We start from the raw sequence: 19,263 nt of genomic DNA, 5'->3' as shown, positions 1-19,263 counted from the left end.
CGACTTCAGGAGGCCCGGCACGTCAGGTCCTGACCCGGTTTAGGCGCGTCAGGCCTTCCGGGCGCGCCGCAGCCAGATCATCCCGGTGACCGGCAGGATCACCGGGATGAACAGGTATCCCATGCCGAAGTCCGACCAGACGGTCGAATCCGGGAAGGCGGACGGCTCGGCCAGCGTCCAGGCACCGACGACCAGGACGCCCAGCAGCTCGGCGGCGCAGCAAGCCAGTGCCGCCCGGCGGGCCTTCTCGCCGCCACGCACCAGCGAGTACGTGATGAACCCGTAGACGACGGCGGCGACGGCCGAGAGCGAATAGGGGAGCGGCGCCCGGTCGAAGCCCCGGATCACCTCGACGATCGAGCGCGAGGCCGCCGCCACGGTGAACACCCCGTAGAACCAGACGAGCACCCGGCCCGGACCGGTGCCCAGTTGGAAGGACGGCTTCGCCGCCGCGTCGGCCTCGGAGCGAGCTGCCGCGTCCACCTCGGGGCGGTCGGTGCCACTCACGCCGGATACCTCACCGGTGTCCTTCATGTCAGCCACCCCAGATGTCGTAGAGCCGTACTTCGAGGACCGCCAGCACCACCGCGCCCGCCGCCACCGTCACCGATCCCCAGCGGGTCCGCTCCGAGAGCGAAAGGACGCCGGCCGCCGGCACGGCCGCGAACGAGCCGATCAGATACGCGAGGAACACCGCCATCCCCTGCTCCGGCCGCTCCCCGCGCGCCAACTGCACGATGCCCACCACCAGCTGGGCGAAGGCCAGGACGGTCACGACGGCCATCCCGATGAAGTGCCAGTCCTTCGTCGGCTGGTCCTTGTAGGCGGCGTGTCCGCACCAGGCGGCGAGGAGGAGCGCGGTCACGGCGACCGCGACCGTCAGGGCGTCAAGCATGTAGCGAGGGTATTACGGCCGCACCGCCCGCCCGCGTGCGGCCCCGGCCCGCGTCCGGCGCGGCGCCGCAGATCGTGGCCTTGACCACAACGCCCATCCGGACCGGCCACACGGGCGGCCGCCGTCGGAGCCGCCCGACCTCTCGAGGAATCCATGTAAGCGCAGGTCAGAGCCTTGCGGTCGTACGTCGCCGAGTCGGCCCGACCCGCCGCCGCCGACCATCCACGGCTGTCCGGAATGCGGACAGCGGGGTTCGTGCCGAGGCGTACGTCTGTTTTACTTGGCCCATGACCACGACGAGCAGCCGCACCCTTGCGACCGAGGCGATCAGTACGCCCGGTGCTCGTTGTATGTGTCGAATGCGCGCCTTCTGAGGGCCCCCGCCTGAGCCTCGCGCCCCGAAGCGAGACCCGAGCCTTTCGCCGTTCGCCCCCTGTGGAACGAGCCGCCCGAGCACGCGCTGTCACCCCGGCCGACCGCCGTACACAGCCGTGCTGAGACGTAAACCGGACGACCAGCCCGCATCAGTCTCTTCAGACGTTTGCCCCGTGCCCGGCGGACACCCGCGCCGCGCACTCGACAGTGACGGAAACCCCTGTGATCACCACGACGGGCCTCACGAAGGTCTACCAGTCGCGCGACCGTGAGGTCACCGCGATCGACGGAGTCGACCTCCACGTCCGCGAAGGCGAGATATACGGCGTCATCGGACAGAGCGGCGCCGGCAAGTCCTCCCTCATCCGCTGCGTCAACCTGCTGGAGCGCCCCACCTCCGGCACCGTGACCGTGGCCGGACAGGACCTCACGGCCCTCGCCGGGCGCGGCCGGCGGGCGAGCGCGGAGCTGCGCGCGGCCCGCACCAAGATCGGCATGGTCTTCCAGCACTTCAACCTGCTGGACTCACGGACCGTCCTGGACAACGTGGAGCTCCCGCTGGAGATCCTCGGAGTCGCCGGCCAGGAGCGCACCCGCAAGGCCAAGGAGCTCCTCGGCCTGGTCGGCCTCGCCGACAAAGGGAAGTCGTACCCCAAGCAGCTCTCCGGCGGTCAGAAGCAGCGCGTCGGCATCGCCCGCGCCCTGGCCGGCGACCCGAAGGTGCTGCTCTCGGACGAGGCGACCTCCGCGCTCGACCCGGAGACCACCCGCTCCATCCTCCAGCTGCTGCGCGACCTCAACCAGCAGCTCGGTCTCACCATCCTGCTGATCACCCACGAGATGGACGTCGTCAAGACGATCTGCGACTCCGCCGCCCTCATGCAGCGGGGCCGGATCGTGGAGTCCGGCACCGTCGGCGGACTGCTCGCCACCCCCGGCTCCGAGCTGGCGAGCGAGCTGTTCCCGGTCGGCGGGAGCGCCTCCGGACCGGACCGTACGGTCGTGGACGTCACCTTCCACGGGGAGGCCGCGAGCCGCCCGGTGATCTCGCAGCTCTCGCGTACGTACAACATCGACATCTCGATCCTCGGCGCCGCGATGGACACCGTCGGCGGCAGGCAGATCGGCCGGATGCGCATCGAGCTGCCCGGCCGGTTCGAGGAGAACGTCGTCCCGATCGGCTTCCTGCGCGAGCAGGGCCTCCAGGCCGAGGTCGTCGAGGACGAGAACGGCCCCCGGGCCCGTGCCGCCGCGACCGTCCCCGAGCAGGCACCCGCCGCGATCACCAAGGAGGCCGGCAAGTGACCTGGTCCGAAATGCAGCCCCTGCTGACCCAGGGCACCTTCGACACCCTCTACATGGTGCTCTGGTCCGCGCTGGTCACCGTCGTCGGCGGACTGCCGCTCGGCGTCCTGCTGGTCCTCACCGACAAGGGCGGACTGCTCCAGAACACCGCGGTGAACAAGGTCACCGGCGTGATCGTGAACATCGGCCGCTCGCTGCCGTTCATCATCCTGCTGATCGCCCTGATCCCGTTCACCACCTGGGTCGTCGGCACCTTCATCGGCCCCACCGCGATGATCGTCCCGCTCGCCGTCGGCGCCATCCCGTTCTTCGCCCGGCTCGTCGAGACGGCGATCCGCGAGGTCGACCACGGGCTCGTCGAAGCGGTCCAGTCGATGGGCGGCTCCATCCCCACCATCGTCCGCAAGGTGCTCCTGCCGCAGGCACTGCCCTCGCTCGTCTCGGGTGTCACCACCACCCTCATCGTGCTCATCGGCTACTCCGCGATGGCCGGTGCGGTCGGCGGCGAAGGGCTCGGCTCCAAGGCCGTGACCTACGGATTCCAGCGCTTCGACAACCAGTTCATGCTGATCACCGTCGCGCTCCTCATCGTGATCGTCAGCGTGATCCAGCTGATCGGCGACCTCATCGTGCGCCTGCTGGTCCGCCGAGGCCGCACCGCCTCCTAGGGCCCTGTCGAACTTTCCCTCCCCATCAAGCCCGAACTCCTTGTCCGGGCGCACCACCACCGAGAAAGAGGCACTTTTCGTGCGCAAGAACATCAAGATCACCGCAGCCCTCGCTTCCGCCGCCGCCCTCGCCCTGGGCCTCAGCGCCTGCGGTACGGACTCCGACCCGGCCGCCAAGGGCGAGACCGGCGCCAACGCCGACACCTCCAAGGCACTGGTCGTCGCCGCGTCCCCGACGCCGCACGCCGACATCCTGAACTTCGTCAAGAAGAACCTGGCGGAGAAGGAGGGCCTCAAGCTGGAGGTCAAGGAGTTCACGGACTACGTCCTGCCGAACACCGCCACCCAGAACGGCCAGGTCGACGCCAACTTCTTCCAGCACAAGCCGTACCTGGACGACTTCAACGCGAAGAACAAGACCACCATCGTCCCGGTCGTCAACGTGCACCTTGAGCCCCTGGGCCTCTACTCCAAGAAGATCAAGGACATCAAGGACATCAAGGCCGGCCAGACCATAGCCGTCCCCAACGACACCACCAACGGCGGCCGCGCCCTCCAGCTGCTCGCCGAGAACGGCCTGATCACGCTCAAGGACGGCGTCGGCACCTCCGCCAAGCTGAGCGACATCACCGACAAGAAGGGCCTGGAGTTCAAGGAGCTGGAGGCCGCCACCGTGCCCCGCGCCCTGAACGACGTGGACGCCGCCGTCATCAACGGCAACTACGCCATCGAGGCCAAGCTCTCCCCGGCCAAGGACTCCCTGGCCCTGGAGAAGGCCGAGGGCAACCCGTACGCCAACTTCCTGGCGGTCAAGGAGGGCAACGAGAAGGACCCGCGGGTCGAGAAGCTCGCCAAGCTCCTCAACTCCGACGAGGTGAAGAAGTTCATCGAGGACACCTACCAGGGCTCGATCATCGCCTCCTTCGGCGCCCCGGCCGCGTCCTGACCCCCGCCAAGTCCTGATCTCCGTCAGGCACTTGCCCGCCGGAGCCCCGCCCCTTCCCCGCGAAGGCGCGGGGCTCCGGCGTGCGGACCCGCCCATGCACACCGCGGACGCGATGCTGCATGCTGTGCCTTTACCCGGTCTTCGCTATTACCCGGTCTTCTGCATGGAGCTGCGCATGACTACCACCTTTCCGTCCGTCTCCATCAGCACGGACAGGTTGGTGATGCGCCCCTTCGAGATGGCCGACATCCCCGCGTACATCGAGATGATGAACGACGAGGCGGTCACCGCCTGGACCGACGGACCGCACCCCTACACCCAGGTCGACGCCGAACGCTGGGTCCGCAGAATCGCCCCCGGGGAACGCACCTCGGGCCACGGCATCGCCCTCGCCGTCACCGAGTTCCTCACCCAGAGGCTCGTCGGCAGCGTCCAGCTCCTCAACACCGACTGGCGCACCCTGGCCACCGAGGTCCGCTACATCACCGCCCCCTGGGCGCGCGGTGAGGGGTACGCCACCGAATCGGTGCTGGCGGTGGCCGAATGGCTCTTCCGCGACCAGGGCTTCGAACGCATCGAACTGCGCACCCCCGCCGACAACACCGCCGCCCAGCAGGTCGCGCAGAAGCTCGGCTGCATCAGCGAAGGCGTCCTGCGCAACGCCCGCATCGCCCGCACCCGGACCGAGAACGGCACCGACGGCGGCTGGACCGACATCCGCACCGACCTGATCGTCTGGGGCCTCCTTCCCGAGGACCTCGAAGGCGTCGCCGAGCAGCTGGCCGACGCCGGCGGCTACGGCACGTACAACGACTGGAAGTGAGCGCGACGGGCCGTCGGTACGGGCTCCCCGAGGCCACCGGCCGGGCCCTCGTCCGGACCAGGTACTCTCACCCCTGCCCGCCTGCGCACGGGCGTTCCCTCGCTCCCTCCGACACCCCAGGAGACAGACGAAGATGGCCGACCGGGTCACGGTGATCGGCTGGGACGGCTCGCCACTGCCCGAAGCGGCCACGGCCGCGCTCTCGGCCGCCACGCTCGTCGCGGGCGCCGCCCACCACCTAGCCCTGCCCGAGGTGCCGAAGGGCGCCGAGCGCATCCGCCTCGGCAGCGTCGACCTGGCCGCCCGCCGCATCGCCGGCCACCGCGGCAGCGCCGTCGTCCTCGCCGACGGCGACCCCGGCTTCTTCGGCGTCGTCCGCACCCTCCGCGCCCCTGAACACGGCCTCGAAGTCGAAGTCGTGCCGGCCGTCTCCGCGGTCGCCACCGCCTTCGCCCGCGCCGGAATGCCCTGGGACGACGCCCAGACCGTCGTCGCCCACCCGCGCACCCTGCGCCGCGCCGTCAACGTCTGCCGGGCCCACCACAAGGTCGCCGTCCTCACCTCACCGGGCGCGGGCCCCGCCGAACTGGCCCTCCTCCTCGAAGGCGTCCACCGCACCTTCGTCATCTGCGAGGAGCTCGGCACCGACCGCGAACGCGTCACCGTCCTCACCTCCGACAAGGCCGCCGACCACACCTGGCGCGACCCCAACGTGGTCATCGTCATCGGCGGCAGCTCCGAGACGACCGCCGCCGGCGCCTGGTTCGCCGGCCGCGAGCCCGCCTATCCGCAGGGCATCCGGGGCTGGGCCCTGCCCGCCGGCGCCTACCGGGAGGCCGGAGCGGACCGCATGCAGGAGTCCGGCGAAGGCGAGTCGCCGAACCTGCGCGCCGCCCAGCTCGCCCTCCTCGGCCCTCGCACCGGCGACCTGGTCTGGGACATCGGCTGCGGCAGCGGAGCCCTGGCCGTGGAGGCGGCCCGCTTCGGCGCGGCCGTGCTGGCGGTCGACGCCGACCCGGGCGCCTGCTCCCGTACGGACGCGGCAGCCCGCGCCTTCGGCGTCACCCTCCAGATCGTCTGCGGCCGGGCCCCGCACGTCCTGGAACGGCTGCCAGAACCCGATGTCGTACGGGTCGGCGGCGGCGGCGCCCCGGTGGTCCGGGCCGTCATGGACCGGCGCCCGGAACGCATCGTCACGCACGCCTCCACCCGCGACGAGGCCGAGGCCCTCGGGGCGGCGCTCACCGGCACCGGCTACACCGTGGAGTGCTCGCTGCTCCAGTCCGTCGACCTGGACACCGAGGTGTGGACCGAGCGCGAACGGTCCGTCGTGTTCGTTCTCTCCGCACGGCGTTCGGACGTCGCCCCCTGACCTTTCCGCCCGGTACGGGAGGTAGGCTGGCCGATTGTTGTACCGCGCCCGGACGTTCGTCGCTTCGTTCGTCAATGTCCGGAAAAGTGGACTGTTTTGGTCCGCTCTGTGGTACGGCACCAACCGGGGGACGCGCGACGTGGCGCAGTCCACAGCGAGCCGTGGCGGAACCACCTGCCGCGGCGACGAACGGCCGCGAGAATAAGAAGAGGTCCGCGGGCGTCTCGTGCCGCGCGGCGAGCCCGCTCGTTCTTGATGACGAGCACCGGCGTGCCGTGGTCTGGGCGTCCCGGGCGAAGGGCCGAAGGAGCACTGACGATGGGCGAGGGGTACGCATGACTGACACCGGCCGGATCCCGGGCGAGGGACTGCCGGAGAACGCAGGCATGGTGGAGCAGCCGGGCATCCCCGCCCCGGACGCGTACACCTTCCTCGACCCCTCCGAGCACGCACCCGACGACGACGACCTCCTGCTGATGCCGACCTCCCAGGGCGCGTGGAGCGACCCGCAGACGGCCCCGGCCCAGGCGGTCCCGCAGGCTGCCGCCGCACCGGCTTCTGTCGCTGCTCCTGTGACGGCTCCGGAGCAGGCGGTACAGCCGTACCAGGCACAGCAGCAACCTCAGGTCCCCGCGCAGGGCCAGGAGGCCCAGGTTCCCGCCGAGGCGATGCACGGCACCCACGAGTCGGGCGGCCGCGACACCGGCTCGGTCGACCTCAACGGCGTACGGATCCCGTCTCCGGCCCCCGCCCCTGTCGAGACCCCCGTGCCCGTGCAGACCACGGCGGCGGTCCAGGCGCCCGCTCCGGCCCGCCGCCCCTTGCACCGGGGCCCGGTCGCGGCCGAGGCTCCGTCGTACGGCGGCGGTACGCAAGGGGGCGGCGTGGTCCGCTCGCTGGCCGACCGAGGCCCCGCCGGAGCGGTGCGGACCGCACCCCCGGCCCGCCACACGAGCCCGCCGGCGACCGGCCCCGAGTACTTCGAGGCCCCGGCCGGGGAGGTTCCGGTGCTGCCGGGCCCGCAGTTGGGCGAGATCCCGCCGCAGGGCGCGTCCCCGTGGGGACCGCCGCCGCAGGCTGCTGTCGAGCCTGAGGTTCAGCCTGACGCTGAGACGGTGGTCGAGCCTGAGGCTCAGCCTGAGCCAGAGGCTGCGGCGGTGGTCGAGCCTGAGCTGACCGTGGCGCCTGAGGCGGCGCCCGAGGCCGAGCCGGTCGTGGAGACGGTGGCCGAGGCCGAGCAGCCTGTTGTGGAGCCGGTCGCGGTGGCAGTGCCGGTCGCGCCGGCCGAGGCAGAGCCGCCGGTCGCACCGGAGGCGGTGGCCCCGGTTGAGGAGGTCGTGCCGGAGCACGTGGAGCCTGAGGCCCCTGCTGAGCCGGTCCAGCCGGAGGCAGTCGTTCCCGCCGAGCCGGTCCAGCCGGAGGTGGCGGTGGAGCCCGAGGGGGCCGCTCCGGCCCCGGTGGACCAGCCGGTCCAGTCCGAGACCGTGGTCGAGCCCGAGCCGGTCGTCGTACAGCCCGAGCCGGTGGAGCAGGTGGCCCTGGCAGAAACGGTCGTTCCCGAGCCGGTGGCCGCCGAGCAGCCGGAGGCTCCGGCGGAAGCGGAAGCAGAGGCAGAGGCTCCGACGGAGCTGCCCGCCGCGGCCCCGGCGGAGGCCCCGGTCGAGGCCCCGTCGGCCGCCCCCGCCGACGTACCGGTCGAGCCCGCACCACAGCCCGTCCTGGCCGACGCACCCGCCCCCGAACTCCCGGTGGCCGACGGAAACGTGGAGGCCGTGGCGGCTGCGGAGGCCCCCGAGCCCACCGCCGTGACCGTCGAGGCCATCGAGGCCGAGCCCGCAGCGCCGCAGCGGGCGCCCGAACCCGTCACGGCGGCGGAGCCCGTACAGCAGGCCCCGGTCACCGAGCCCGTGTCCGACGCCGAGGACGGCACCGGCCCCGAGGTCATCGAGACGCCGGAGCTGGACGAGCCGGCGGTCGAGCAGCCTGCGGCGGAGGCGGCCCCCGAAGAGCCCGTCACCCCGCCCGCGCCCGGCTACGACGACGCCGAGCGTGAGGCGGTGCTCCGGGTCATGCGCGAGCGCCGGGACATCCGCAACGGCTTCCGCAGCGACCCGATCCCGCACGAGGTCCTGCTCCGGGTGCTGGAAGCCGCGCACACCGCGCCGAGCGTCGGCCACTCGCAGCCGTGGGACTTCGTGGTGATCCGGTCCGCCGAGACGCGCCGTTCCATGCACGAACTGGCCCAGCGCCAGCGTGAGGCGTACGCCCGGTCGCTCCCCAAGGGCCGGGCCAAGCAGTTCAAGGAACTGAAGATCGAGGCGATCCTCGACACCCCCGTGAACATCGTCGTCACCGCCGACCCGACCCGTGGCGGCCGGCACACGCTCGGCCGCCACACGCAGCCGCAGATGGCCCCGTACTCCTCGGCCCTCGCCGTGGAGAACCTGTGGCTGGCGGCCCGAGCCGAAGGCCTCGGCGTCGGCTGGGTCAGCTTCTTCGACGAGCGCGAGATGGTCCGCGCGCTCGGCCTGCCGGAGCACCTCGAAGTCGTGGCGTACCTCTGTGTCGGTTACGTCGACGAGTTCCCGGAGGAGCCCGAGCTGCTCCAGGCGGGCTGGTCCAAGCGCCGTCCGCTGTCGTGGGTCGTCCACGAGGAGACGTACGGCCGGCGCGCGCTGCCGGGCGAGGAGCCGCACGACCTGCTCCAGGAGACCATCGCCGCCATCCGCCCGCTGGACGCGAAGGCGCTCGGCGAGGCATGGGAGCGGCAGAAGCGGATGACGAAGCCGGCCGGTGCGCTCGGCATGCTGGAGATCATCTCGGCGCAGCTGTCCGGCCTCTCCCGGATGTGCCCGCCGCCGATCCCGGAGCCCGCGGCCGTCGCGATCTTCGCCGGTGACCACGGGGTGCACGCGCAGGGCGTCACGGCGTGGCCGCAGGAGGTCACCGCCCAGATGGTGGCGAACTTCCTCGGCGGCGGAGCCGTCTGCAACGCGTTCGCCGCACAGGTCGGCGCGGAGGTCTGCGTCGTCGACGTCGGCGTCGCCACGGACCTGCCCGCGACCCCGGGCCTGCTGCCGCGCAAGGTACGGAAGGGCACGTCGGACTTCACCACGGGCCCGGCCCTCACCAGGGACGAGGTCCTCGCCGCGATCGAGGTGGGCATCGAGACGGCCCGCGACCTGGTGGCGGCGGGCAACAAGGCGCTGCTCACCGGTGAGATGGGCATCGCCAACACCACGGCGTCGGCCGCGTTGATCTGCGTGTACACCGGGATCGACGCCTCCGAGGTGACCGGCCGGGGGACCGGCATCAACGACGAGATGCACGCCCGCAAGGTCGACGTCGTACGCCGGGCCCTCGACCTCCACCAGCCGGACGCGTCGGACCCGATCGGCGTGCTCGCTGCGGTCGGCGGCCTGGAGCACGCCGCGATGGCCGGCTTCCTCCTCGGCGGAGCCTCTCTGCGTACGCCGGTGATCCTGGACGGCGTGAGCGCGGGCGCAGCGGCCCTGGTCGCCCGGGCCATCGCCCCCGAGGCCCTCGCGGCCTGCATCGCCGGCCACCGCAGCGCGGAACCGGGCCATGTGGCAGCCCTGAACAAACTGGGCCTGCGCCCGCTGGTCGACCTGGACCTCCGCCTCGGCGAAGGCACGGGCGCGCTGCTGGCGCTCCCGATCGTGCAGAGCGCGGCACGGGCGATGCACGAGGTGGCGACGTTCGACGCGGCAGGAGTGACGGAGAAGTAGTACCTGGCCCCTCCGGGGCTCGCCCTCCCAGCCCCTCCGGGCACCCGCATTTCAGCCGCTCCGGCGGGTGAGGAGCGGGGCCCGGAGCGGAGCCCCGAAACCCAGCCCGTCCGGCGCCTGAGGACGAAGGGTGCCCGGGGCACAGCCTCGGTTCCGGGAAGGGGCGGGGAGGGGACGGCCCGCCGCAGGCGCCCCACCACCCCGTATCGTGTTCCTCACCCAGCACCCCCCACTTCCGCACGTCACAGCCGCTCCACCGCCGCAGCGGCCCCTACGCAGCACCCCGCACGAGGAGCCCGCACCGCCATGGCCGAGCACGCAGACCACGCCGACCGCGCAGGTCAGAACGATCACCCCGCGTACCCCGTCGGCCTGCGCCTCCACGGCCGCCGCACCATCGTCATCGGCGGCGGCCAAGTCGCCCAGCGCAGGCTGCCGCAGCTCATCGCCACCGGTGCCGTCATCACCCTGATCTCCCCGTCCGCGACCGCCTCCGTCGAGGCCATGGCCGACGCCGGCGAGATCCGCTGGGAGCGCCGCCGCTACCAGGACGGCGACCTCGCCGACACCTGGTACGCCCTGGTCGCCTCCTCCGACACCACCGCCAACGACGCCGCCTCCGCCGAGGCCGAGCGCACCCGCACCTGGTGCGTCCGGGCCGACGACGCCGAGGCCGCCACCGCGTGGACCCCGGCCACCGGCCGCATCGACAACATCACCGTAGCCGTCCTCAACACCACGCCCCGCGGTCGCGATCCCCGTCACTCCGCCGCCCTGCGCGACGCCATCGTCGATGCCCTGCGCGACGGCACCATCGCCGCCCCGCACCACCGCAACCACACCCCCGGCGTCGCTCTGGTCGGCGGCGGCCCCGGCGACCCGGACCTGATCACGGTGCGCGGCCGCCGCCTGCTCGCCGAGGCGGACGTGGTCATCGCCGACCGCCTCGGCCCCCGCGACCTGCTCGACGAGCTGCCGCCGCACGTCGAGGTGATCGACGCCGCGAAGATCCCGTACGGCCGGTTCATGGCCCAGGAGGCGATCAACCAGGCGCTGATCGAGCACGCCAAGGCGGGCAAGGCCGTGGTCCGGCTCAAGGGCGGCGACCCCTTCGTCTTCGGCCGGGGCATGGAGGAGGCCCAGGCGCTCGCCGCCGAGGGCATCCCGTGCACGGTCGTCCCCGGCATCTCCAGCACCATCTCCGTCCCCGGAGCGGCCGGCATCCCGGTCACCCACCGCGGCGTCGCCCATGAGTTCACCGTGGTCAGCGGCCATGTCGCGCCCGAGGACCCGCGCTCCTTGGTCGACTGGGAGGCGATCGCCCGGCTGCGAGGCACCCTGGTCCTCCTCATGGCCGTGGACAAGATCGGCGCCATCGCCGCCGCCCTGATCGCCCACGGCAAGGACTCGGCCACCCCGGTCGCCCTCGTCCAGGAGGGCACCACCGCCGCCCAGCGCCGGGTCGACGCGACCCTCGCGGACGTCGGCGAGCGCGCGGCCGCCGAGGACGTGCGCCCGCCGGCCGTGATCGTCGTCGGCGACGTCGTCGCCGTCGGCCCGGACTCCGCGCCGCAGCCGGACGACGCCTCGTCGGCCGAATGAATCCGCATCCCGCCGAGTAACCCGCGGTTACGCATCCCATCCCAGGCGTTGGCACCGCAGACCGGACAAGGCAGTATCACCCTGTGGCAGATCTCATCACTCTCGACGACCCCGACGACCCGCGCCTCGGCGACTACATCGGACTGACCGACGTCGAGCTGCGGCGACGGCGCGAGCCCGCCGAAGGCCTCTTCATCGCGGAGGGCGAGAAGGTCATCCGCCGTGCCCGGCACGCCGGCTACGAGATGCGCTCGATGCTGCTCTCCGCCAAGTGGGTCGATGTCATGCGCGACGTCATCGACGAGGTCCCGGCCCCGGTGTACGCCGTCGCCCCCGAGCTCGCCGAACGCGTCACCGGCTACCACGTCCACCGCGGAGCGCTCGCCTCCATGCAGCGCAAGCCGCTGCCCACCTCCGACGAACTGCTCACCACCGCCCGCCGCGTGGTGGTCATGGAGTCGGTCAACGACCACACCAACATCGGCGCGATCTTCCGCAGCGCCGCCGCCCTCGGCATGGACGCCGTCCTGCTCTCTCCGGACTGCGCCGACCCGCTCTACCGGCGCTCGGTCAAGGTCTCCATGGGCGCGGTCTTCTCCGTCCCGTACGCCCGGCTGGAGGCCTGGCCCAAGACGCTGGAGACCGTACGGGAAGCGGGCTTCCGGCTCCTCGCCCTCACGCCCGACGCCAAGGCCACCAGCATCGACGAGGCGGCCCCGCACCGGCTGGAGCGGGTCGCGCTGATGCTCGGTGCGGAAGGGGAGGGGCTCTCCACGAAGGCGCTGATGGCCGCCGACGAGTGGGTCCGCATCCCGATGGCGCACGGGGTCGACTCGCTGAACGTCGGCGCCGCGGCCGCGGTCGCCTTCTACGCGGTGGCGACGGGCCGCCCGGAGAGCTGAGACCGGGCCGCCGTCGGCGTACTCAACGCGGCTGCTCGGCCCGCACCCGCTCCTGAGCCTGCAACTGCTCCTGCTCCTGCTCCTGCGCCTGAGAGACCTGGCTCGGCCGCTCGCTCCCGCCCAGCCCGCGCGCCGGTCCCTGGCACCCTTGCGCCGCCGCGATCCCCAGCGCCACCAGCAACGTCACCACCACGAACACCACCAGCCGCTGGCGCAACAGCTTGGGGTTGGCCGGACGCCGTCCCGCCGAGGTCGCACGGGCTCCGGGACGCGTCCCCGGCCTGCCGTTCGTCGCGCCCGGCCGCTTCCCGGACCCTGTGGTGGAGCGCGGCGCCCGCTGCTGCGGCCGGGACCCACCGGTACGCGGCGCGTTCCCGCCCCCGCCCCCCGAACGCGCCGGACGCCGCCCCTGCTGCGGGCGGGACGCCGAGGAGGGGCCTTCCGCGCGGCGGGTGTGCTGCTCGGTGTACGGGCCGTCGAGCCGGCCGGTGGGCCGGTCCGTGTCCGGGGCCGAACGCTGGGCAGGCGGCCGGCTCTCGTGCAGGCCCTGTGCCTCGCGCGCCGCGATCTCCTTGAGCCGCATGGAGAGTTGGAGCGTGCTCGGCCGCTCCTCCGGGTCCTTCGCCAGGCAGGCGCGGATCAGCGGCGCCAGCGCGTCGTGCACCCCGTGGAGCTGTGCCTCCTCGTGCACCACGCGGTAGAGCATCACCTCGGAACTGCCGTGCCCGAAGGGGGAGTCGGCCATCGCGGCGTACGCCAGGGTCGCGCCGAGCGAGAAGACGTCCGTCGCCGGGGTCACCGCAGCGCCCCGGACCTGCTCGGGCGCGAGGAAGCCCGGCGACCCCACGGCCGTACCGACATGGGTCAGCGTGCTGGCCCCCGTCGCCCAGGCGATGCCGAAGTCGATGATGCGCGGGCCCTTGGGGGAGAGGAGGATGTTCGACGGCTTCAGGTCCCGGTGGACCACACCGGCCTCGTGCACCGCGACCAGGCCCTCGGAGAGCGCCGCGCCGATCGAGGCGACCTCGGCCGCGGCCAAGGGGCCCTCCTCGGCGACCTTGTCGTGCAGGGACGGGCCTGGGACGTACTGCGTCGCGAACCACGGGCGGTCCGCCTCCAGGTCGGCGGCGACGAGCCTGGCCGTACAGCCGCCCCGGATCCGCCGCGCGGCGGACACCTCGCGGGCGAACCGCGAACGGAACTCCTGGTCCTCCGCCAGGTCGGGCCGGATCACCTTCAGCGCCACCCGCTGACCCCGTCGGTCGGAGCCGAGGTAGACCACGCCCATACCGCCGGCGCCGAGCCGTCGGTGCAGCCGGAACGAGCCGACGAGACGCGGGTCCTCGCGCCGGAGCCGCATCATCGCCATCGTCTGCCCATCCCCGCTGCCTGGTCCGCCTGACGAGGCACAGCTTACGTACCCCGCGCCCGGTGCGCTCAGAGGCCGCGCCCTCACCGGGGATTCCATTGTCCGTGCCCGACGGGAGAAATGAAGAGCGGTCAGGGAGCGCCGGTTCCGGGGCCGTCGGCCCGCAGAGCACGGTAAAGGACCTTCGAACAAGGGGTGTTGGTTCGAGCCACGGTGGCCGGGAGGGGCCGGTCCGGGGCGGTGCGAATACCACCCGGACGTACTCGGTGACGCTCCTTATAGGCCGCCGCGCAGCGCAGCCCACCCTCCTACGGAGGGTGGAGGGAGTGAGTGAAGTCACCCTTCGCAGCCCTTCCCGGGGGTCGTGGCCCCCTGCGACCCCTCCGGGATGACCCCAAGGCCGAGTGGACCGTCTCCACCCAGGGGAGTACGCCGACCGCCGACGGCTCATCCTCCGGGAGGCCCGGGATTCGGTACGCGGGCATGACGCCCCGTGCTCGCCGGTTACCTAATGTTGAGGTCAAGCGGCGGGCGCAGCACTCGTCCCCCGAGGTCACACGCCCGCCGCCCCCCATACAGGTCAGGAGAGGAACCATGGCGGACACGGCAACGCGGACCATGATCCGCACGCAGGGACGCAAGGCCTACGCCTCGTTCGGCGCCCGCCCGTCCGGCACCCGTCACCCCTTGGTGGCGACGGCCATGGTCCTGCCCCTGGCGGCCCTGCTCGCAGTCGCCTTCGGCGGCTGGGACGCGGTGGTCACACAGGCGTCGTCCGTGGCGGTGATGCTGGGGCGCTGAGCGGCGCCCGGGGTCCGGAAGAGCGGTCCGGACCCAGGCATCAAGGCCAACAGCCCCGTGGGGACGGGGGTGCGGCGGACGGCAGCGTTTGTCCGGTCAGCTGGGGAGCTGACCGGGCATCGCGCTGTATGGGGCGGTTTTCGGGGGCCGCGTTTCCCCGACGTGCTTCCGGGGCCTGTTTCCATGACGTGCTTCCGGGTGGGCGATCGGCCTCTCCGCGGCTGTTCGCCCAGGCCGGGGACGCGCCGGTACGAACCGGGCGCCGCCTGAGTCCGTGCCCCGTCCGGCCGGCTCTACCGCCCTCCGCCCCGCCTGCGGCGTACGCTCGCGGGGACCGGTGCAGGGCCGGGACCGACCGCCGCCGGGGGAGCCGTTGCGTACCACCTCGACCTCAGCCGACCGTGAGCCGACCCTTCCTGATCCAGCGGTCGCCGAACCAGGATGTGCCCCGCCCGCCGTTCCCCGGCGGGCCATCCCGGACCCGGCCGCCGCCGGGACCATCACCCGCGAGCCCGTCATCCGTGAGCTGGGCGCCCTCGCCCACCGTCTCCGCCACCCGCCCGGCGCCCCCTGCGCCTGCGCGCCGCCGCAGCTTCTGGCCGACCGGCCGGACGGCACCGTGGTCCGCAGCGGCCCGGTCGTGGCCAAGGCCCACGCCGCCGACACCGACCGGGAGGCCCTGGCGGCCCGCCTCGCCCTCGCCTCGGCGCCGCAGCTGGCCGGCATCCTCCTCCCGCCGCTCACCACCCCGGGCCCGGTCGATACGGCGGGACCCGTCACCCGTCCCGTCACCTTCTGGCCGTACGGAGCCCCCGTCGACCCCAGGGACCCCGACGCGGCTCCCTGGGCCGCGGCCGCCGTCCTGCTCGCCCGCCTCCACCGAACCGTTTCTCCGCTTCCCCTCCCTGCTCCGCCGATGCGCGGCCCGGTCAAGGCGGCCCGCGCGGTCGCCCGGATGGCGGCCGCACTCCCCGGCACCGGTGCGGTCCTCCCCGTACAGGCCGCCTGGCACGCCCTGCCGGCCTGGGCGCGGGGTGAGGCCGCGCCGCCGGCCGCGCGGTCGGGCTTCCTCTGCCACGGGGACCTGCACCTGGGGCAGCTCGTCCGCCATCCCGTCCCGGAGGGGCCCTGGTTGCTCATCGATGTGGACGACGCGGGACCGGGCGACCCGGCCTGGGACCTCGCCCGGCCCGCCGCCTGGTACGCGGCCGGGGTGCTGGCCCCGGAGGACTGGGAGCTGTTCCTCGACGCCTACCGGTCCGCCGGGGGACCCGCCGTGCCCGCCGGCGGGGACCCTTGGCCGCAACTGGACGTCCCCGCACGCGCGCTGACGGTCCAGACGGCGGCCGTCGCCCTCGCCAAGTGCGCGGCGGAGGGCCGGGAGCCGGACGAGATGGAACAGCTGATGATCGATTCCTGTGCCCGAATCGCTACGTTCCCGCCCGAGTTGGCGGACGGGTCCGCGTCGTAGGCTGAACGGACCGCGGCCGGACGGGCTTTCCGGCGGCGGCACGACGAGGGCGAGGAGCCGAGCCGATGATGCAGTGTCCCAAGTGCCACGCGCAGATGCAGACGTACAACCGCAACGGTGTCCAGATCGAGCAGTGCAGCGGTTGCCGGGGGATATTCCTGGACTACGGGGAGCTGGAGTCGCTGACCCGTCTGGAGTCGCAGTGGGCCCAGCAGGCCCCGCCTCCGCCGCCCGCCCCCCAGGCCTACCCGCAGGCGGCCCCTCCGGCCCACGCTCCCGCCTGGGGCGCTCCGCACTACGGCCAGCAGCACGGCGGGCACTACGGTCACCGCCGCCAGAAGGGCTTCGGCCGGATGCTCTTCTCGTCCTGACCATCACGAAGGCACGACGAAAGAAGCCCCGGTCGTCGAAACGACCGGGGCTTCTCGGTGGTGCGCGATACTGGGATTGAACCAGTGACCTCTTCCGTGTCAGGGAAGCGCTCTCCCGCTGAGCTAATCGCGCGGGATGACCATGCGTGTACTGCCATGTACTGCGTGCGCGATACTGGGATTGAACCAGTGACCTCTTCCGTGTCAGGGAAGCGCTCTCCCGCTGAGCTAATCGCGCGGGTGATCCTTACGGACCGACGATCCTTGCGGATCAGTGGACGATACTGGGATTGAACCAGTGACCTCTTCCGTGTCAGGGAAGCGCTCTCCCGCTGAGCTAATCGTCCTTGGAGGTGGAGACGGGATTTGAACCCGTGTAGACGGCTTTGCAGGCCGTTGCCTCGCCTCTCGGCCACTCCACCAGGGGCGGGGGTTCGGGAAGAATCCCCACCTTCTGCGAGCGGACGACCAGGTTCGAACTGGCGACCTCAACCTTGGCAAGGTTGCGCTCTACCAACTGAGCTACGTCCGCTTGTCTTTCCCGGTCCGCTTGCGCGTCCCGGCGACGTGTTGAACTCTAGCGGATTCCCGGGCCAGTACAAAAACGCGTTTGCGCAGATGGTCGCCGTAGCGCTGCCGTACCGCCGCCCCGGCGCAGGTCATCGTGGGCGGTTCTAGACTCAGCAGGGTGTTCCCCCTCGCTCCCATGGCCCGCTTCGGCGGCCTCGTCGCCTCCGGTCTCCAGGATGTGACCCACGATCCCGCCGCTCTCGACTCGTCCGGGTTCTGGGCGGTATGTGCCGATTTCGAGGGCCGTACGGTCTGCGCCCGCTTCTCCTCCGCACGCAAGGAGGAGGTGCCCGCTCCCGTGCCCGGAGCCTGGCGCGGACCCGGTGCCGGGGAGTGGGCGACCTCGCTGGACCGTGACGCCTATACGGCGGGCGTGCGGCGGATCCGTGAATACATCGCGGCGGGCGAGGTCTACCAGGCCAACCTCTGCCGGGTCCTCTCCGCGCCGCTGCCCGAGGCCGAGCCCGGCCGGGCCGACGTGGACGCCCTGACCGCCCTGCTCGCGCGCGGCAACCCGGCGCCGTACGCAGGAACGATCCGTCTGCCGGAGCACGGCGTGGAGGTCGCCACCGCGTCGCCCGAGCTGTTTCTGCGGCGGAACGGGCGGACCGTCGAATCCGGGCCGATCAAGGGCACCGGGCGCACCGAGGACGATCTGCTGGAGAAGGACCACGCGGAGAACGTCATGATCGTGGACCTGGTCCGCAACGACCTCGGCCGGGTCTGCGCGACCGGCAGCGTCACCGTCCCCGACCTCTGTGTGGTGGAGAAGCACCCGGGCCTGGTCCACCTCGTCTCCACCGTGCGGGGTGAGCTGGCCGAAGGCGCGGGGTGGCCGGAGCTGCTCACGGCCGCCTTTCCGCCCGGCTCCGTCACCGGGGCGCCGAAGTCCAGCGCGCTGCGGATCATCGAGGAGCTGGAGCGGTCGCCGCGCGGGCCGTACTGCGGCGCGGTCGGCTGGATCGACGCCGACCGGCGTACGGCCTCGCTGGCGGTGGGCATACGGACGTTCTGGATCGACCGGACCGGCCCCGCGCCCCTTCTGCGGTTCGGCACCGGCGCCGGCATCACCTGGGGCTCCGACCCGGAGCGCGAGTGGGACGAGACCGAACTGAAGGCGTCGCGACTGCTGGCTGTAGCGTCGGGCACGTTCGAGCAGACAGGGTTCGGGCAGACAGGAAGGACCGCGTCATGAGGATTTGGGTCAACGGCGGACTGCGGGACGCCGACGATGCCCGGCTGTCGGTGCTCGACCACGGGCTGACCGTGGGCGACGGCATCTTCGAGACGGTCCGCACCAGCGAGGGCCTGCCCTTCGCCCTCACCCGCCACCTCGACCGCCTCACCCGCTCCGCGCGCGGCCTCGGCCTGCCCGACCCGGACCTGGACGAGGTCCGCCGCGCCGCGACGGCGGTCGTCGACGCCAACCCGGCCGCCCTGGGCCGGCTGCGGATCACCTACACCGGCGGCCTCTCCCCGCTCGGCTCCGACCGCGGCACCGCCGGACCCAGCCTGGTCGTCGCGCTCGACGCGGTGAGCCGCCGCCCGGACACCACCGCGGTGATCACGGTCCCCTGGACCCGTAACGAACGTGGCGCGCTGACCGGCCTCAAGACCACCTCGTACGCCGAGAACGTCGTCGCCCTCGCCCGGGCCCGTGAGCGGGGCGCGTCCGAGGCGCTCTTCCCGAACACGGCCGGCCGGCTCTGCGAGGGCACCGGGTCCAACGTGTTCGTCGTGCTGGACGGCCGGATCCACACCCCGCCGGTCGCCTCCGGGTGCCTCGCGGGGATCACCCGTGCGCTGGCCGTGGAGTGGACCGGGGCCGAGGAGAGCGATCTGCCGATGGAGGTGCTCGCCGAGGCCGACGAGATCTTCCTGACCTCCACGCTCCGCGACATCCAGGCCGTGCACCGGGTGGACGACCGACGGCTGGCACCGGAGCCCGGGCCGGTGACGGCGAAGGCCATGCGGATCTTCGACGAGCGGGCCGGGAGCGACCTGGACCCGTAAGGCTCCCGTACACCAAACCGCGACGGGCCGG

General features: G+C 72.4%; 16 protein-coding genes and 5 tRNA genes. 13 read left to right on the top strand and 8 right to left on the bottom strand.

The window, feature by feature from the left end:
- Positions 1 to 48 precede the first annotated feature (48 nt).
- Positions 49 to 507 carry a hypothetical protein gene (locus ACIRR8_RS23315; protein ID WP_404067986.1) on the bottom strand — a complete coding sequence of 153 codons (459 nt, stop codon included), beginning with the start codon at positions 505 to 507 and terminating at the stop codon, positions 49 to 51.
- A 28-nt stretch (positions 508 to 535) separates the two neighbouring features.
- Positions 536 to 895: a hypothetical protein gene (locus tag ACIRR8_RS23310; protein WP_404067983.1), complete on the bottom strand. Its 360-nt coding sequence runs from the start codon at positions 893 to 895 to the stop codon at positions 536 to 538.
- 597 nt (positions 896 to 1,492) lie between these two features.
- Here ACIRR8_RS23310 and ACIRR8_RS23305 point away from each other — a divergent pair.
- From ACIRR8_RS23305 to ACIRR8_RS23270, 8 genes are all read left to right on the top strand, one after another.
- Positions 1,493 to 2,575, top strand: a complete 1,083-nt coding sequence (locus ACIRR8_RS23305) for a methionine ABC transporter ATP-binding protein (protein WP_404067981.1) — start codon at positions 1,493 to 1,495, stop codon at positions 2,573 to 2,575.
- The gene (locus ACIRR8_RS23300; protein WP_404067978.1) at positions 2,572 to 3,243 is read left to right on the top strand and encodes a methionine ABC transporter permease; all 672 of its coding nucleotides are present in this window, start codon (positions 2,572 to 2,574) and stop codon (positions 3,241 to 3,243) included. Before ACIRR8_RS23305 ends, ACIRR8_RS23300 begins: the two co-directional genes overlap by 4 nt.
- 79 nt (positions 3,244 to 3,322) lie before the next feature.
- Positions 3,323 to 4,189 (top strand): MetQ/NlpA family ABC transporter substrate-binding protein, encoded by an 867-nt coding sequence (locus ACIRR8_RS23295; protein WP_404067975.1) that lies wholly within the window; start codon positions 3,323 to 3,325, stop codon positions 4,187 to 4,189.
- 175 nt (positions 4,190 to 4,364) lie between these two features.
- Positions 4,365 to 5,012, top strand: a complete 648-nt coding sequence (locus ACIRR8_RS23290; RefSeq protein ID WP_404067973.1) for a GNAT family N-acetyltransferase — start codon at positions 4,365 to 4,367, stop codon at positions 5,010 to 5,012.
- 133 nt (positions 5,013 to 5,145) lie between these two features.
- Positions 5,146 to 6,384: a precorrin-6y C5,15-methyltransferase (decarboxylating) subunit CbiE gene (cbiE, locus tag ACIRR8_RS23285; protein WP_404067971.1), complete on the top strand. Its 1,239-nt coding sequence runs from the start codon at positions 5,146 to 5,148 to the stop codon at positions 6,382 to 6,384.
- Between the two features lie 335 nt (positions 6,385 to 6,719).
- On the top strand, positions 6,720 to 10,133 hold the full coding sequence (gene cobT / locus ACIRR8_RS23280; protein WP_404067968.1) for a nicotinate-nucleotide--dimethylbenzimidazole phosphoribosyltransferase: 3,414 nt from the start codon (positions 6,720 to 6,722) through the stop codon (positions 10,131 to 10,133).
- 306 nt (positions 10,134 to 10,439) lie between these two features.
- Positions 10,440 to 11,735, top strand: coding sequence for a uroporphyrinogen-III C-methyltransferase (cobA, locus tag ACIRR8_RS23275; protein ID WP_404067965.1), 1,296 nt, complete (start codon positions 10,440 to 10,442; stop codon positions 11,733 to 11,735).
- Positions 11,736 to 11,818: 83 nt separating this feature from the next.
- A complete protein-coding gene (locus tag ACIRR8_RS23270) occupies positions 11,819 to 12,637 on the top strand; it encodes a TrmH family RNA methyltransferase (protein WP_404067962.1) in 819 nt (272 codons plus the stop codon).
- Between the two features lie 22 nt (positions 12,638 to 12,659).
- On the opposite strand, the gene ACIRR8_RS23265 is transcribed toward ACIRR8_RS23270, so the two are convergent.
- Positions 12,660 to 14,006, bottom strand: coding sequence for a protein kinase (locus ACIRR8_RS23265; protein WP_404067959.1), 1,347 nt, complete (start codon positions 14,004 to 14,006; stop codon positions 12,660 to 12,662).
- A 594-nt stretch (positions 14,007 to 14,600) separates the two neighbouring features.
- Between ACIRR8_RS23265 and ACIRR8_RS23260 the strand changes: the two genes are divergently transcribed.
- From ACIRR8_RS23260 to ACIRR8_RS23250, 3 genes are all read left to right on the top strand, one after another.
- Positions 14,601 to 14,807, top strand: coding sequence for a hypothetical protein (locus ACIRR8_RS23260; RefSeq protein ID WP_326706790.1), 207 nt, complete (start codon positions 14,601 to 14,603; stop codon positions 14,805 to 14,807).
- Between the two features lie 499 nt (positions 14,808 to 15,306).
- Entirely contained in the window at positions 15,307 to 16,278 is a 972-nt protein-coding gene (locus tag ACIRR8_RS23255; protein WP_404068564.1) for a phosphotransferase family protein, read from the top strand.
- A 65-nt stretch (positions 16,279 to 16,343) separates the two neighbouring features.
- Positions 16,344 to 16,649 carry a zf-TFIIB domain-containing protein gene (locus tag ACIRR8_RS23250; RefSeq protein WP_404067956.1) on the top strand — a complete coding sequence of 102 codons (306 nt, stop codon included), beginning with the start codon at positions 16,344 to 16,346 and terminating at the stop codon, positions 16,647 to 16,649.
- A 58-nt stretch (positions 16,650 to 16,707) separates the two neighbouring features.
- Here ACIRR8_RS23250 and ACIRR8_RS23245 read toward each other — a convergent pair.
- The 5 genes from ACIRR8_RS23245 to ACIRR8_RS23225 form a co-directional block, all read right to left on the bottom strand.
- Positions 16,708 to 16,782 (bottom strand) — tRNA-Val (locus ACIRR8_RS23245).
- Between the two features lie 33 nt (positions 16,783 to 16,815).
- A tRNA-Val gene (locus tag ACIRR8_RS23240) sits at positions 16,816 to 16,887 on the bottom strand.
- Between the two features lie 37 nt (positions 16,888 to 16,924).
- Positions 16,925 to 16,996 (bottom strand) — tRNA-Val (locus ACIRR8_RS23235).
- A 1-nt stretch (position 16,997) separates the two neighbouring features.
- Positions 16,998 to 17,071: transfer RNA gene (locus ACIRR8_RS23230), tRNA-Cys, on the bottom strand.
- A 37-nt stretch (positions 17,072 to 17,108) separates the two neighbouring features.
- Positions 17,109 to 17,181, bottom strand: a tRNA-Gly gene (locus ACIRR8_RS23225).
- Between the two features lie 174 nt (positions 17,182 to 17,355).
- On the opposite strand from ACIRR8_RS23225, the gene ACIRR8_RS23220 reads away from it, so the two are divergent.
- Together ACIRR8_RS23220 and ACIRR8_RS23215 are read left to right on the top strand one after the other, a co-directional pair.
- Complete coding sequence (locus tag ACIRR8_RS23220; protein WP_404068561.1) at positions 17,356 to 18,414, top strand: chorismate-binding protein; 1,059 nt, start codon at positions 17,356 to 17,358, stop codon at positions 18,412 to 18,414.
- Positions 18,411 to 19,232, top strand: a complete 822-nt coding sequence (locus tag ACIRR8_RS23215; RefSeq protein WP_404067953.1) for an aminotransferase class IV — start codon at positions 18,411 to 18,413, stop codon at positions 19,230 to 19,232. The genes ACIRR8_RS23220 and ACIRR8_RS23215 overlap by 4 nt, the downstream gene beginning before the upstream one ends.
- The last annotated feature ends 31 nt before the right edge of the window (positions 19,233 to 19,263 follow it).

The sequence above is a fragment of the Streptomyces sp. NPDC101178 genome (assembly GCF_044767965.1).
Taxonomy (GTDB): domain Bacteria; phylum Actinomycetota; class Actinomycetes; order Streptomycetales; family Streptomycetaceae; genus Streptomyces.
The sequence above is the reverse complement of the archived record's forward strand: the minus strand, read 5'-3'. Positions and strand labels throughout refer to the sequence as shown.

Excerpts from the sequence above, each read along its gene's own strand:
- ACIRR8_RS23310 (WP_404067983.1), bottom strand. The coding sequence starts at position 895 with ATGCTTGACGCCCTGACGGTCGCGGTCGCCGTGACCGCGCTCCTCCTC.
- ACIRR8_RS23290 (WP_404067973.1), top strand. The coding sequence starts at position 4,365 with ATGACTACCACCTTTCCGTCCGTCTCCATCAGCACGGACAGGTTGGTG.
- cbiE (WP_404067971.1), top strand. The coding sequence starts at position 5,146 with ATGGCCGACCGGGTCACGGTGATCGGCTGGGACGGCTCGCCACTGCCC.
- cobT (WP_404067968.1), top strand. The coding sequence starts at position 6,720 with ATGACTGACACCGGCCGGATCCCGGGCGAGGGACTGCCGGAGAACGCA.
- cobA (WP_404067965.1), top strand. The coding sequence starts at position 10,440 with ATGGCCGAGCACGCAGACCACGCCGACCGCGCAGGTCAGAACGATCAC.
- ACIRR8_RS23265 (WP_404067959.1), bottom strand. The coding sequence starts at position 14,006 with ATGGCGATGATGCGGCTCCGGCGCGAGGACCCGCGTCTCGTCGGCTCG.
- ACIRR8_RS23260 (WP_326706790.1), top strand. The coding sequence starts at position 14,601 with ATGGCGGACACGGCAACGCGGACCATGATCCGCACGCAGGGACGCAAG.
- ACIRR8_RS23250 (WP_404067956.1), top strand. The coding sequence starts at position 16,344 with ATGATGCAGTGTCCCAAGTGCCACGCGCAGATGCAGACGTACAACCGC.
- ACIRR8_RS23220 (WP_404068561.1), top strand. The coding sequence starts at position 17,356 with ATGGCCCGCTTCGGCGGCCTCGTCGCCTCCGGTCTCCAGGATGTGACC.
- ACIRR8_RS23215 (WP_404067953.1), top strand. The coding sequence starts at position 18,411 with ATGAGGATTTGGGTCAACGGCGGACTGCGGGACGCCGACGATGCCCGG.